Source organism: Pseudomonas sp. NFACC05-1 (assembly GCF_900100135.1).
GTDB classification, from domain to species: Bacteria; Pseudomonadota; Gammaproteobacteria; order Pseudomonadales; family Pseudomonadaceae; genus Aquipseudomonas; species Aquipseudomonas fluorescens_Q.
Map to the genome: position 1 here is coordinate 70,523 of NZ_FMTR01000002.1, position 13,343 is coordinate 83,865.

Annotated in this window: 12 protein-coding genes; 8 read left to right on the forward strand and 4 right to left on the reverse strand. The window is 61.9% G+C overall.

The genetic code is table 11. The features are described 5' to 3' along the window. Positions 1 to 62 precede the first annotated feature (62 nt). Positions 63 to 416 (forward strand): YkgJ family cysteine cluster protein, encoded by a 354-nt coding sequence (locus BLO97_RS04460; RefSeq protein ID WP_063323814.1) that lies wholly within the window; start codon positions 63 to 65, stop codon positions 414 to 416. 64 nt (positions 417 to 480) lie between these two features. Here BLO97_RS04460 and BLO97_RS04465 read toward each other — a convergent pair whose 3' ends face one another. Beyond that, a complete protein-coding gene (locus tag BLO97_RS04465; protein ID WP_003206849.1) occupies positions 481 to 969 on the reverse strand; it encodes an Lrp/AsnC ligand binding domain-containing protein in 489 nt (162 codons plus the stop codon). Between the two features lie 155 nt (positions 970 to 1,124). Here BLO97_RS04465 and dadA point away from each other — a divergent pair, with 155 nt between their 5' ends. The 6 genes from dadA to BLO97_RS04495 all read left to right on the forward strand — a co-directional run bounded on the left by dadA (position 1,125) and on the right by BLO97_RS04495 (position 7,257). Further along, positions 1,125 to 2,429 carry a D-amino acid dehydrogenase gene (dadA, locus tag BLO97_RS04470; protein WP_092148276.1) on the forward strand — a complete coding sequence of 435 codons (1,305 nt, stop codon included), beginning with the start codon at positions 1,125 to 1,127 and terminating at the stop codon, positions 2,427 to 2,429. Continuing rightward, positions 2,401 to 2,754, forward strand: a complete 354-nt coding sequence (locus BLO97_RS04475; RefSeq protein ID WP_003206844.1) for a RidA family protein — start codon at positions 2,401 to 2,403, stop codon at positions 2,752 to 2,754. Before dadA ends, BLO97_RS04475 begins: the two co-directional genes overlap by 29 nt. Positions 2,755 to 2,851: 97 nt before the next feature. Continuing rightward, positions 2,852 to 3,925 carry an alanine racemase gene (gene alr, locus BLO97_RS04480; protein ID WP_092148273.1) on the forward strand — a complete coding sequence of 358 codons (1,074 nt, stop codon included), beginning with the start codon at positions 2,852 to 2,854 and terminating at the stop codon, positions 3,923 to 3,925. Between the two features lie 128 nt (positions 3,926 to 4,053). After that, entirely contained in the window at positions 4,054 to 4,602 is a 549-nt protein-coding gene (locus BLO97_RS04485) for a cupin domain-containing protein (RefSeq protein WP_003206841.1), read from the forward strand. 182 nt (positions 4,603 to 4,784) lie between these two features. Further along, a complete protein-coding gene (locus BLO97_RS04490; protein WP_063323817.1) occupies positions 4,785 to 5,198 on the forward strand; it encodes a c-type cytochrome in 414 nt (137 codons plus the stop codon). 136 nt (positions 5,199 to 5,334) lie between these two features. After that, on the forward strand, positions 5,335 to 7,257 hold the full coding sequence (locus BLO97_RS04495) for an acetyl-CoA hydrolase/transferase C-terminal domain-containing protein (RefSeq protein ID WP_092345156.1): 1,923 nt from the start codon (positions 5,335 to 5,337) through the stop codon (positions 7,255 to 7,257). Between the two features lie 54 nt (positions 7,258 to 7,311). On the opposite strand, the gene BLO97_RS04500 is transcribed toward BLO97_RS04495, so the two are convergent. Further along, positions 7,312 to 7,884 (reverse strand): xanthine phosphoribosyltransferase, encoded by a 573-nt coding sequence (locus BLO97_RS04500; RefSeq protein WP_092148267.1) that lies wholly within the window; start codon positions 7,882 to 7,884, stop codon positions 7,312 to 7,314. 57 nt (positions 7,885 to 7,941) lie between these two features. Further along, entirely contained in the window at positions 7,942 to 9,951 is a 2,010-nt protein-coding gene (gene rep / locus BLO97_RS04505) for a DNA helicase Rep (protein ID WP_092148264.1), read from the reverse strand. Between the two features lie 273 nt (positions 9,952 to 10,224). Here rep and BLO97_RS04510 point away from each other — a divergent pair, with 273 nt between their 5' ends. Continuing rightward, on the forward strand, positions 10,225 to 11,895 hold the full coding sequence (locus BLO97_RS04510) for a putative bifunctional diguanylate cyclase/phosphodiesterase (protein WP_063323821.1): 1,671 nt from the start codon (positions 10,225 to 10,227) through the stop codon (positions 11,893 to 11,895). A 50-nt stretch (positions 11,896 to 11,945) separates the two neighbouring features. On the opposite strand, the gene BLO97_RS04515 is transcribed toward BLO97_RS04510, so the two are convergent. Then, positions 11,946 to 13,340 carry a NorM family multidrug efflux MATE transporter gene (locus tag BLO97_RS04515; protein ID WP_063325198.1) on the reverse strand — a complete coding sequence of 465 codons (1,395 nt, stop codon included), beginning with the start codon at positions 13,338 to 13,340 and terminating at the stop codon, positions 11,946 to 11,948. Positions 13,341 to 13,343 lie beyond the last annotated feature (3 nt).

A 13,343-nucleotide genomic window follows, 5' to 3' on the forward strand; every position in this document is an offset into this window, starting at 1 on the left:
CGCTGTCTGGTGCGCGGCTTTTAAGGCAGAATCCTGGACCGTCTCCTTCGGTAACCGCCTCGATGAGCTGCAACAGTCAAAAAATCCGCACGCTACGCCAGCAGATTCCCTCGTTCGAGTGCGTACCGGGCTGCCATGACTGCTGTGGTCCGGTGACCACCTCGCCCGAGGAAATGGCCCGCTTGCCCCGCAAGACCCGGGCCGAACAGGACGCGGCCATGGACGCACTCGACTGCGTGCACTTGGGGCCCGACGGTTGCACCGTCTACGACGAGCGCCCGCTGATCTGCCGGCTGTTCGGCACCACGGCGACCTTGCCGTGTCCCAATGGACGGCGGCCGGTGGAATTGATTCATCCGCGGGTCGAAAAGCAGATTCATGAATACATGGCTGCTAATCGGCAGGTTCTAGTCTAGTGAGATCGTTCCCATGTTTCGCGTGGGAATGCTGCCCGCTCGCGAAAGCGGTCCGGAGCCAGGCTCAATCCGGAATCGGCAGGTTCAAGCTCTCCTTCACCTCTTCCATCACGATGTAGCTCTTGGATTCACGCACATGGGGCAGCTTGAGCAGGATGTCCCCCAGCAGCTTGCGGTACGAAGCCATCTCGGAAATCCGTGCTTTCACCAGATAGTCGAAATCCCCTGACACCAAGTGACATTCCAACACGTGAGGCAGTTTCAGCACGGCGCGTCGGAACTCTTCGAACGTGTCGCCGGATTTGTAGTCGAGGCTGATCTCGACAAACACCAGCAGGCTACCCTTCAAGTGCTGCGGATTGAGCCGGGCGTTGTAGCCCATGATGATGCCCTCACGCTCCAGGCGCCGTACCCGCTCGGTGCAGGGCGTGGTGGAGAGGCCGACCTTTTCCCCCAGCTCGGTGAAGGAGATGCGCCCGTCCGCCTGGAGAATGCGCAGGATATTGCGGTCGATCTTGTCCAGCTCACGTTTGGTCTGGGTGTTGGTACGCACAGGTGATGCGCCTCCGTGAAAAGGGTTTTTGCCGAGAATTCTCGCCAAATATAGGCGTTTATATAGTGAAAAGCACTGGCTGATCTTTTTTACACTGCGACCATCAAAGCTATGTACAACAAACGTCAGCGGTTATCCGCGATGAGGGCATCAACATGCGCGTTCTGGTCTTGGGTAGCGGCGTCATCGGTACCGTCAGTGCTTATTATCTGGCCCGTGCCGGGTTTGAAGTGGTGGTGGTCGACCGTCAGCCAGCGCCTGCCATGGAAACCAGTTTCGCCAACGCCGGCCAGGTGTCGCCGGGTTATGCCTCGCCGTGGGCCGCGCCGGGCGTGCCGCTCAAGGCCATCAAGTGGCTGCTGCAGCGCCACGCGCCGCTGGCGATCAAGGCCACGGCCGATATTGACCAATACCTGTGGATGGCACAGATGCTGCGCAACTGCACCGCCAGCCGCTATGCGATCAACAAGGAGCGTATGGTGCGCCTGTCCGAGTACAGCCGTGACTGCCTCGACGAGCTGCGCGCCGAAACCGGCATTGCCTACGAGGGCCGTAGCCTGGGGACCACCCAGCTGTTCCGCACCCAGGCCCAGCTCGACGGCGCGGCAAAAGACATCGCCGTGCTGAAAGAGTCGGGTGTGCCGTTCGAAGTACTCGACCGCGAAGGCATCGCCCGGGTCGAGCCGGCCCTGGCCAATGTCACCGACATTCTGGCCGGTGCCTTGCGCCTGCCCAACGACCAGACCGGCGACTGCCAGATGTTTACCACGCGCTTGGCGGAAATGGCCGAGAAGCTCGGAGTGCAATTCCGCTTCGGCCAGGATATCCAGCGCCTGGACTTCGCCGGTGACCGCATCAACGGTGTCTGGATCGACGGCAAGCTGGAAACCGCCGACCGCTACGTCCTCGCCCTGGGCAGCTACTCGCCGCAACTGCTCAAGCCTCTCGGGATCCGTGCACCGGTGTATCCGCTCAAGGGCTACTCCCTGACCGTGCCGATCACCAACCCGGCGATGGCGCCGACTTCGACCATTCTCGACGAAACCTATAAGGTCGCGATCACCCGCTTCGACAACCGTATTCGGGTGGGCGGCATGGCGGAAATCGCCGGTTTTGACCTGTCTCTCAACCCACGTCGGCGCGAAACCCTGGAGATGATCGTCAACGACCTTTATCCTCAGGGCGGCAATCTGGCCGAGGCGAGTTTCTGGACCGGCTTGCGCCCGACCACTCCGGACGGAACGCCAATCGTGGGCGCCACGCCCTTCAAGAATCTGTTCCTGAACACCGGCCATGGCACCCTTGGATGGACCATGGCCTGTGGTTCCGGTCGCCTGTTGGCCGACCTGATGGCGAAGAAAAAGCCGCAGATCAGCGCCGAAGGCCTCGATATTTCCCGTTATGGCAGCAAACACCAGGAGTCTGCAAAACATGTCAATCCAGCGCCAGCTCACCAATGACCGCATGAGCCAGGTTGTCGTGCACAACGGCACCGTTTACCTGGCCGGACAGGTCGGCGACGACATGAACGCCGGTATTGAACAGCAGACCCGCGAAAGCCTGGCCAATATCGAGCGCTTGCTGGACCTGGCCGGAACCGACAAGAATCGTTTGCTATCGGTGACGATCTACTTGAAGGACATCGAGGCTCACTTCGAAGGCATGAACGCGGTCTGGGACAAATGGTTGCCCAAGGGCGTCGCCCCGGCCCGCGCCACGGTGGAAGCCAAGCTGTGCGAACCGGAGATCCTGGTAGAGCTGTCCGTCGTGGCCGCGTTGCCTTAAATACCGGCCCAAACGATCCCTCTCCCGGTGCTGTTGGTGGTTCATGCTGTCAGCCAGCACCGGTTTTTTATTCATGACCGCCTAGAAGCCTGCCGCCATGCGTCCTGCCCGTGCCCTGATCGATCTCCAAGCCCTGCGTCACAATTACCAATTGGCCCGCGAAGTCACGGGGGCCAAGGCCCTTGCGGTGATCAAGGCCGACGCCTACGGGCACGGCGCGGTGCGTTGCGCCGAGGCGCTGCAGGACACGGCAGACGGGTTTGCCGTGGCCTGCATCGAAGAAGCCCTGGAACTGCGGGCCGGTGGGATCCGCGGACCGATCCTGCTGCTGGAGGGTTTTTTCGAGGCCAGTGAGCTGCCGTTGATCGTCGAGCACGATTTCTGGTGCGTGGTGCATTCGTTGTGGCAGCTCGAAGCGATTGAAAAAGCCGCGCTGAGCCAGCCGATCACGGTCTGGCTCAAGCTCGATTCCGGTATGCACCGGGTCGGCCTGCATCCGGCGGATTACCAAGCGGCCTACCGTCGCCTGCTCGCCAGCGGCAAGGTGGCGAAGATTGTCTTGATGAGTCACTTCGCCCGTGCCGATGAACTGCACGATCCCAGCAGCACTGAGCAACTGGCGATATTCGACAAAGCCCGCCAGGGCCTGGTGGCGCAGATCAGCCTGCGCAACTCACCGGCCGTGCTGGGCTGGCCGCAGGTACCCAGCGACTGGGTGCGCCCGGGCATCATGCTCTACGGGGCCACGCCCTTCGACGAGCCCAACGCCGTCGCCTCGCGCCTGCAACCGGTGATGACGCTGGAGTCGAAGATCATCTGCGTGCGCGAATTGCCCGCTGGCGAACCGGTGGGCTACGGTGCCCGTTTTGTGACCACGCAACCGACCCGGGTCGGGGTGGTCGCCATGGGGTATGCCGACGGCTACCCGCGCCAGGCGCCGAACGGTACGCCGGTGCTGGTGGATGGGCAGCGCAGCCAACTGGTCGGGCGGGTGTCGATGGACATGCTGTGTGTCGACTTGACCGATGTCCCCCAGGCCGGGCTCGGCTCGACCGTGGAGTTGTGGGGCAAGAACATCCTTGCCAGCGACGTTGCCAAGGCCGCCGACACGATCCCCTATCAGATTTTCTGCAACCTGCGGCGGGTGCCACGGCTCTATTCCGGGCATTGACGTACGGCGTCGGCTACCGAAAGTCGCTTCACCGCACAGGATTCGGGTCCAAGTGTTGTAAATACTGAACGCTGTCGCCATGATAACGCTCACTTTCCTCACAACCTGATTCCCTGGAGGCTCCAGCATTGGACGTCGGTGAACGACTGCAATCCATTCGTAAACTCAAAGGCCTTTCCCAGCGTGAGCTCGCCAAGCGTGCGGGCGTCACCAACAGCACTATTTCAATGATCGAGAAGAACAGCGTCAGCCCCTCGATCAGCTCGCTGCGTAAGGTCCTTGGCGGGATTCCCATGTCCATGGTCGAGTTTTTCTCCGAAGAAATCCTTCAGGAGAAACCGACTCAGATCGTTTATAAAGCCAACGAACTGATCGACATCTCCGACGGCGCCGTGACCATGAAGCTGGTGGGCAGGGCACACCCAAGCCGGGCGATCGCCTTCCTCAACGAAATCTATCCGCCTGGCGCCGACACCGGTGAAGAAATGCTCACCCATGAGGGCGAGGAAACCGGGATCCTGGTGGAGGGGCGGCTGGAACTGGTGGTTGGTGTCGAAACCTTCGTGCTCGAAGCGGGCGACAGCTACTATTTCGAAAGCACCAAGCCCCACCGTTTTCGTAATCCGTTCGACGTGCCGGCGCGACTGATCAGCGCAGCCACGCCGGCCAATTTCTAGAAAAAGCGGCGCCGGCCCCTGCGGCAAAGGCGCCCAGGGAAGTAACCGTCATTGCAAACAAGACCCTTGCGACTTTGGGGTTGTTTCAGTGTGACGGCCTTACCGCTATACTTGCGCCCGCCTGCAAACCGTGGCCGCAGGCGTGACTAGCCACCATTGAGGGTGTACGCGTGAACCTAATTATGAAAATGCTGGCTGCACCAGCAACCGTATTGGCCCTATGGGCAGTCAGTGCCCAAGCGGCGACCACCGACGAAATCGCCAAGCGCCTCGAACCGGTTGGCCAGGTCTGCGTCCAGGGGAAAGAATGCAAAGGCATGGAAGTTGCCACTGCCGCTGGCGGCGCGGGTGGTGCCAAGAAGCCGGCTGACGTGATTGCAAAGCATTGCAACGCTTGCCACGGCACAGGCCTGCTGGGCGCGCCGAAAATCGGTGACAAGGCGGCCTGGAAAGAGCGCGCCGATCACCAGGGCGGCCTCGACGGCATCCTGGCCAAGGCCATTACCGGCGTCAATGCCATGCCGCCGAAGGGCACCTGCGCCGATTGCTCGGATGACGACCTCAAGGGCGCCATCAAAGAGATGTCCGGCCTGTAATACGCCGATATCTTGCGCAAAAAAGCCGCTTACGAGCGGCTTTTTTGTGCCCCGGGGTTTTCCAGGGCTGTTCATCGCAACCAAGACCCGGCAAGCTCGGTCCAACCCACATTCATGGAGTGTCCAGGAGGGTCCGATGGTGCAGTTGTGTTCAATCGAACAGGCGGTGGATGACGTGCTCGAGCGCCTGCCCGCGCATATTCATCTCGGCATGCCCCTGGGGCTAGGCAAACCCAACCTGTTCGCCAACGCGCTGTACCGGCGCATTGCACAACTGCCCGAGCGGCAGTTGACCATCTACACGGCCCTGAGCCTGGGCCGACCGAAATTGGGCGATGGTCTGCAGAAGCGCTTCCTCGAGCCCTTTGTCGAACGGGTCTTCGGCGACTATCCCGAACTGGATTACCTGGCCGACCTGCATCAGGACAGTCTCCCACCCAACATACGAGTCGAGCAGTTCTTCATGCAGCCGGGCAGCCTGCTGCACAGCGCCTCGGCCCAGCAGAGCTACGTCAGCAGCAACTACAGCCATGCTGCCCGGGACATCAACGCTGCCGGCTTGAACCTGGTGGCGCAGTTGGTGGCGAGCGATCCTGAGCATCCGGATCGCCTGAGCCTGAGCTGCAATCCGGACATCACCCTCGACCTGCTGCCGATGATCGCCAAGCGGCGGGCGGCCGGGGAGACCATCCTCCTGGTCGGCCAGGTGCACAACGATTTGCCCTACATGCCGGGCGACGCGGAAGTCGGCATCGACGCCTTCGACCTGTTGATCGACGAGAAGGACGGCCACACGTTGTTTTCCACGCCGAACATGCCGGTGGGCTTCCAGGACCATCTGATCGGCCTGCACGCCAGTACCCTGGTGCGCGACGGCGGGACGCTGCAGATCGGCATCGGCGCCATGGGCGATGCATTGACGGCGGCGCTGTTGGCGCGCCAGGCCGATAACGCCGGTTACCAGGCGTTGCTGGCGGACCTGAACCTTAGCCAGTGGGCGCAACTGATCGAGCGCGAGGGTGGGGTCGAGCCGTTTGCCAAAGGGCTTTATGGCTGCAGTGAAATGTTCGTCAACGGTTTGCTGGTGCTGGCCGAGGCCGGAATCGTCCGGCGCAAGGTCTATCCCGATGTTCCGACCCAGGAACGGGCCAACGCCGGCACCCTCGATGAGGCGGCGCAACCTGACGGCATTTGCATACACGGCGGATTTTTCCTCGGGCCGCGCAGTTTTTATGAGCGCCTGCGCGAGTTGCCGCAAAGCCGTCTGCTCGAATTCAACATGACGCGCATCAGTTACATCAACGAGCTGTTCGGCCAGGAACAGCTCAAGCGCCTGCAGCGCCTCGACGCCCGCTTCATCAACACGGTCTTCATCATGACCCTGATGGGTGCCGGGGTGGCCGATCAGCTGGAGGACGGGCGGGTACTCAGCGGCGTGGGCGGGCAGTACAACTTCGTTGCCCAGGGCCATGCGCTGGAGGGTGGGCGTTCGATCCTGCTGCTGCGCAGTTGGCGTGAGGCCGGGGGCGAGATCAGCTCGAATATCGTCTGGGACTACGGACATTGCACGATTCCCCGGCACTTGCGCGACATCGTGGTGACCGAATACGGCATCGCCGACCTGCGCGGCAAGACCGACGCCGCGGTGATCGAGGCGTTGCTGAACATCAGCGACTCACGCTTCCAGCCGGGGCTGATCGAGCAGGCGCAAAAAGCCGGTAAGTTGCCGAAGGATTTTCGTCTCGATCCGCGATTCGCCGACAACACTTCGGAGCGTTTGCAGGCGATCCAGGCGCGGCATCCAAACCTGTTTCCGGAGTATCCGCTGGGCTGCGATTTTGACGACGTAGAGCGAGACCTGTTGCGGGCGCTGAACTGGCTCAAGAGCAAGTTCAAGCTCACCGAGATCCTGGAGCTGGGCAAGGCCGCCCTCGATGCGCCGGAGCCCTGGGAGTTTGCCGGGCATTTGGGGCGGATGCAGCTGACCAGCCCCGAAGGGCTGAAGGAGGAGTTGTTCCAGCGGTTGTTGCTGGCGGGGCTCAAGGCTACTGCGCCTTAGCGACCCACCTAAGACCCTTGTGGGAGCGAGCTTGCCCCCACAGGAGGCACAGGGTTATTCGATGAAGGTCACAACCCCACCGGCCAACGACTTCACCCGCGCCAACGATTCAACCCGATAGCCCTGGGCATCCAATTCCGCACGGCCGCCCTGGAACGACTTCTCGATCACGATCCCCAGCCCGGCGACGGTCGCGCCAGCCTGCTTGATGATGGAGATCAGCGCCTGGGACGCTTTGCCGTTGGCCAGGAAGTCATCAATGATCAGTACCCGGTCGCTGCTCGTCAGGTGACGTGGGCTGATGGCGACGGTGCTTTCGGTTTTCTTGGTGAACGAATACACGGTGGCCGACAGCAGGTTTTCCGTCAGGGTCAGGGACTGTTGCTTGCGGGCGAAGATCACCGGTACGCCCAGGTTCAGCCCGGTCATGATCGCCGGGGCAATGCCCGAGGCTTCGATGGTGACGATCTTGGTGATGCCCGAGTCCTTGAACAACGCGGCAAATTCGTCGCCGATCAGCTTCATCAACTGTGGGTCGATCTGATGGTTCAGGAACGCGTCGACTTTCAGGACCTGATCGGAAAGCACGATGCCTTGTTCACGAATTTTCTGCTGCAGGGCTTCCATGAAGCCTCCTCTGATGACGCCTTGAGCGCCTGAAGTCGTTGAAAAAAGTAGTCGATTCTAGCGCTTTAGCATCGCGCGTATATCCGCCAGGGCGCTGTTGCCGCGAACGACTTTGACTTCCGTCGGCGTGTCGTCGTTGCCTTCCCAGGCCAGGTCGTCCGGCGGCAGCTCATCGAGAAAGCGGCTGGGGGCGCAGTCGATCACTTCGCCGTATTGCTTGCGCTTGGCGGCAAAGGTGAAGGCCAGCGTCTGGCGGGCCCGGGTAATCCCGACATAGGCCAGGCGCCGTTCTTCCTCGATGGTGTCGGCCTCGATGCTGGAGCGGTGCGGCAGGATTTCTTCTTCCATGCCCATGATGAACACGTAAGGAAATTCCAAGCCCTTGGAGGCGTGCAGCGTCATCATCTGCACACCTTCGGCGCCGTCTTCCTCTTCCTGCTGGCGTTCCAGCATGTCCCGCAGCACGAGTTTGCCGATGGCGTCCTCGACGGTCATGTCGCCGTCTTCGTCTTTTTCCAAGGTGTTCTTCAACGCCTCGATCAGGAACCAGACGTTGCTCATGCGGTAGTCGGCAGCCTTGTCGCTGGAGCTGTTGGTACGCAGCCAGTTTTCGTAGTCGATGTCCATGACCATGCTGCGCAGTGCTGAAATCGGATCTTCCCCGGCGCACTGTTCGCGAACCTTGTCCATGAAGCGCTTGAAGCGCGCCAGGCGGTCGGTGAAGCGGCTGTCCAGATGCTCGCCCAGGCCGATTTCGTCCGTGGCGGCGTACATCGAGATCTTGCGCTCGGTGGCGTAGTTACCGAGTTTTTCCAAGGTGGTCGAACCGATTTCCCGGCGCGGGACGTTGATCACCCGCAGGAAGGCGTTGTCGTCGTCCGGGTTCACGATCAGGCGGAAGTAGGCCATCAGGTCCTTCACTTCCTGGCGTCCGAAAAAGCTGTTGCCCCCCGACAGGCGATAAGGAATCTGGTGGTGCTGCAGTTTCAGCTCGATCAGCTTGGCCTGGTAGTTGCCGCGGTACAGGATCGCGAAGTCGCTGTACGGCCGGTCGGTGCGCAGGTGCAGGCTGAGGATTTCCATGGCCACGCGCTCGGCTTCGGCGTCTTCGTTGCGGCAACGGATCACACGGATCTCGTCGCCGTGGCCCATCTCGCTCCACAGTTGTTTTTCGAACTCGTGGGGGTTGTTGGAAATCAGCACGTTGGCACAGCGCAGGATGCGGCTGGTGGAGCGGTAGTTCTGCTCCAGCATCACCACTTTGAGCGACGGATAGTCATCCTTGAGCAGCATCAGGTTTTCCGGCCGCGCGCCGCGCCAGGCATAGATCGACTGGTCGTCGTCGCCCACCACGGTGAACTGGTTGCGTTTGCCGATCAGCAGCTTCACAAGCAGATATTGGCTGGCGTTGGTGTCCTGGTATTCGTCCACCAGCAGGTAGCGGACCTTGTTCTGCCATTTTTCGAGGATGTCGGCGTGGTCCTGGAACAGCTTGACCGGCAACAGGATCAGGTCGTCGAAGTCCACCGCGTTGAACGCCTTGAGGGTGCGCTGGTAGTGGGTGTAGACGATGGCGGCGGTCTGTTCCTTGGGATTACGGGCGTTTTCCAGGGCTTGTGGCGGCAGGATCAGGTCGTTTTTCCACGAGCCGATCATGTTCTTGATTTCGTCCACGCCGTCGTCGCCCGAGTATTCCTTCTGCATGATGTCGGTCATCAGGGCCTTGACGTCGGTCTCGTCGAAAATCGAGAAGCCCGGCTTGTAGCCCAGCCGCGCGTGTTCCTTGCGGATGATGTTCAGGCCCAGGTTGTGAAAGGTGCAGACCGTCAGGCCGCGGCCTTCGCCGGCGCGCAGCAGGCCGCCGACCCGTTCCTTCATTTCCCGGGCGGCCTTGTTGGTGAAGGTCATGGCGACGATGTACTGGGCGCGGATGCCACAATTCTGGATCAGGTGCGCGATCTTGCGGGTGATTACGCTGGTCTTGCCGGAGCCTGCACCGGCGAGCACCAAAAGAGGGCCGCCGACATAGTTCACGGCTTCTTGCTGCCGGGGATTGAGTCGGGACATGACAGAGTCAGGGAGTCGTTTGCGAAATGGGCCGGCATTTTAACAGGCTCAGCGAATTGTGCTGCTCTGTCCGACTTGTGACGCATAGCGCATTGTCATTTGCCGCTTCTGCTACTTTCACGCAGGATGTGGGGCCAATTGCGTCCAGCGCAGGGTTTTGAGTGGAAAAAAACCACCAAAACCGCGTGTTTGAGAACCATTGGCATTGGTCATTGCCCATCGGCGCGTCATAATGCCCGGCGCCTACCACCTTGCAGAGTCTAGGGAGTCAGCTTGTCAACGCCTGTCGAACCCTTGCGTTTGCTGTTATTGGCCCAAGAGCCTGCGTGGTCAGCAATATTGCGCGAGTGCCTGGCGCCCTTGGGGCCCTCGGTCGTGTTGATCAGCGCCCCGAGCTGGGAATCGGTCAGCAGCCTGTTCGAAGATAATCGCAACGCGGTGTTGTTGACCGTTACGGCGTTGCAGCCGGCGCCGGGCCGTTGCAGCCTGCCGACGATCCTGTTGCTTGAGCACGAGCCGGCGGTTGCCCCCGACGGTGTCAGCGACTGGTTGGTGCGTGATGTCCTCGACAGCGCGACCCTGCGTCGTTGCCTGCGCCATGTGCGCGAACGCGGCGTGCTGGAAAACACCTTGCAGCGCCTCGCCGAACAGGACCCATTGACGGGCATCGCCAATCGCCAGGGTTTCCAGACGCTGCTGGCGGCGCGCCTGGCGGAAAACGACGGCCGCGGCCTGGCGCTCGGTCACCTGGACCTGGACAACTTTCGTCACGCCAACGACGCCCTCGGTCACCAGGCCGGTGACCGCTTGATCCTGCAAGTGGTGTCGCGGCTCAAGAGCTCGCTCGAGGCCGGCGATCAATTGGCGCGGTTGGGCAGTGATGAATTTGCCCTGCTGATCGACACCCGCCGCGCACCACAGCGGGCCGAGTGGATGGCCGAGCGTATTACCGAAGCCTTGGCCGAACCCTATTGGGTGGACGGTGAAAGCCTGCTGATCGGCTGCAGCCTGGGCGTTGCCCATGCTCGCGCCCAGGCCGGCGCCGATCCGCTGATGTGGCACGCCCACATCGCCATGCAGCAGGCCAAGAGCACCCAGGGCTGCACCTTTCATATCTTCAACGAGCGCATCAATCGCAACGCCCGCAGCCTCGCCGACCTGGAAAGCGAACTGCGCCGGGCACTGCGCCGTGACGAGTTGGAACTGCATTACCAGCCACGGCTGAACCTCGATGGCGGCCACATTGTCGGCCTCGAAGCGTTGGTACGCTGGCGTCACGGCGAACGTGGCTTGCTGCCACCGAGTGAGTTCGTGCCGCTGGCCGAACAGAGCGGCCTGATCGTGCCGCTGGGCTACTGGGTGATTTCCCGGGCGCTGCGGGACATGCAGGCCCTGCGCGAGCGTGGGCTGGCGCCGTTGCACATGGCGGTCAACCTGTCGTTCCGACAGTTCCAGGACAGCCAGTTGCTGCCGACCCTGAGCCGGCTGATTGCCGAGCGGGGTGTCGAGGCGCAATGGCTGGAGTTCGAACTCACCGAAACCGCCGTCATGCGCCGCAGCGAACTGGTCAAGCAGACCATGGATGCCCTGGGCCGCCTGGGGGTGCGCTTCTCCCTGGACGACTTCGGCACCGGCTTCTCCTCGTTCGTGCACCTCAACAGCCTGCCGATCGCCTTGCTCAAGATCGACAAGAGCTTCGTCGGTGGCATGGAGCAGCGCGAAGAGAACCGCAAACTGGTGCACGCGATGATCAACCTGGCGCACAACCTCAATCTGGAAGTGGTGGCCGAAGGGGTGGAAACCCAGGAACAACTGGACCTGCTACGCGGCTTCGGTTGCGACCAGGTGCAGGGTTTCCTGATCAGCAAGCCGTTGCCGTTGCCGGAGTTGGTTGAGTACTTGATGTTCGAGGGTGATCAGCAGTCGATGCTGGAAATCAGCTGACACAAACCCATGTGTGTGCGGGCTTGCTCGCTCCCACAAAGGGATGGATTTCACTTGGCCTGGATGGCCTCGAAACGCTGCCGTCCGGGCTCACTGCGAATCATCCGCTTCATCTTCCATTCAAACGCCGCTGTCAGGCTCACGGCCGCGCAGGCCAGCCCCAGGGCCAGGCCCCACCAGACGCCAGTCGGCCCCCAGTTCAGGTGGAACGCCATCCACCACGCCGCCGGCGCGCCGATCAGCCAATAGCAACCCAGGCCCACCAGGAAGGTGGTCTTGGCGTCCTTGAGCCCGCGAATGCAGCCCATGGCGATGGTTTGCGTGCCATCGAACAGCTCGAACCACGCCGCCACCGCCAGCAGGCTCACAGCCAGGTTGATCACATCGCGGAACGCCGGGTCGTCGTGGTCCAGGAACAAGCCGACCAATTGATGGGGCAGCAGCCAGAACACCATGGCGAACGCCAGCATGGCGGCCGCGCCAAAGCCAATCCCGACCCGACCGGCCAGGCGTGCCATCAGCAGTTGCCCGGCACCGTAGTGCTGGCCGATGCGCATGGTGATGGCGTAGGACATCCCGGCCGGCACCATGAACGCCACCGAGACGATTTGCAGCGCGATCTGGTGGGCTGCCAACGACGTGCTGCCCATGGTGCCCATGCACAGCGCGGCGAACGCAAACAGCCCGACCTCCACCGCGTAGGTGCCGCCAATCGGCAGGCCCAGGCGCCACAGTTCCTTGAGGTACTGGCGATTGGGCCGCGACAGGCCTTCGAGCAACGGATAGGCGCGGTAGGCCGGGTGCCGATGGATATGCCAGGCCAGCGCCAGGGCCATGCAGTTGGCAACGATGGCCGTGACCAGGCCGATCCCCATCAGGCCGAGTTTCGGCAGACCGAACATTCCGGTGATGAGCGCGTAGTTGAGCAGGAAGTTGGCCACGGTGCCGCCGAGGCTGATCACCATGACCGGTGTGGCCCGGCCAATGGCGCTGGTGAAACCGCGCAGGGCCATGAAGCTCAAGTAGCCGGGCAGGGCGAACGGCAGCGCCAGCAGGAACTGTCCGGCGGACAGCACGTTGGTTTCGGTCTGGCCGAACATCAGCAGCACTGGCTTGAGATTCCACAACAGCAACCCGGCCATCAGCGCCATCAGCCAGGCCAGCCATAACCCGGCCTGGGTCAACCGGGTGGCGCCTTCGACATCGCCTGCGCCCTGGCGGATCGCGACCAGCGTGCCCACCGCAGCGATCACGCCGATGCAGAAGATCGACACGAACGAATAGGTGGCCGCCCCAAGCCCACCGCCGGCCAAGGCTTCGGGGCTCAGGCGCGCCATCATCACGGTGTCGGTGAGCACCATCAACATGTGCGCCAACTGCGAGGCAATCAACGGCCCCGCCAGCCGCAGGAGGGCCCAGAGTTCGGTACGCACCGGATGCCGCATGAT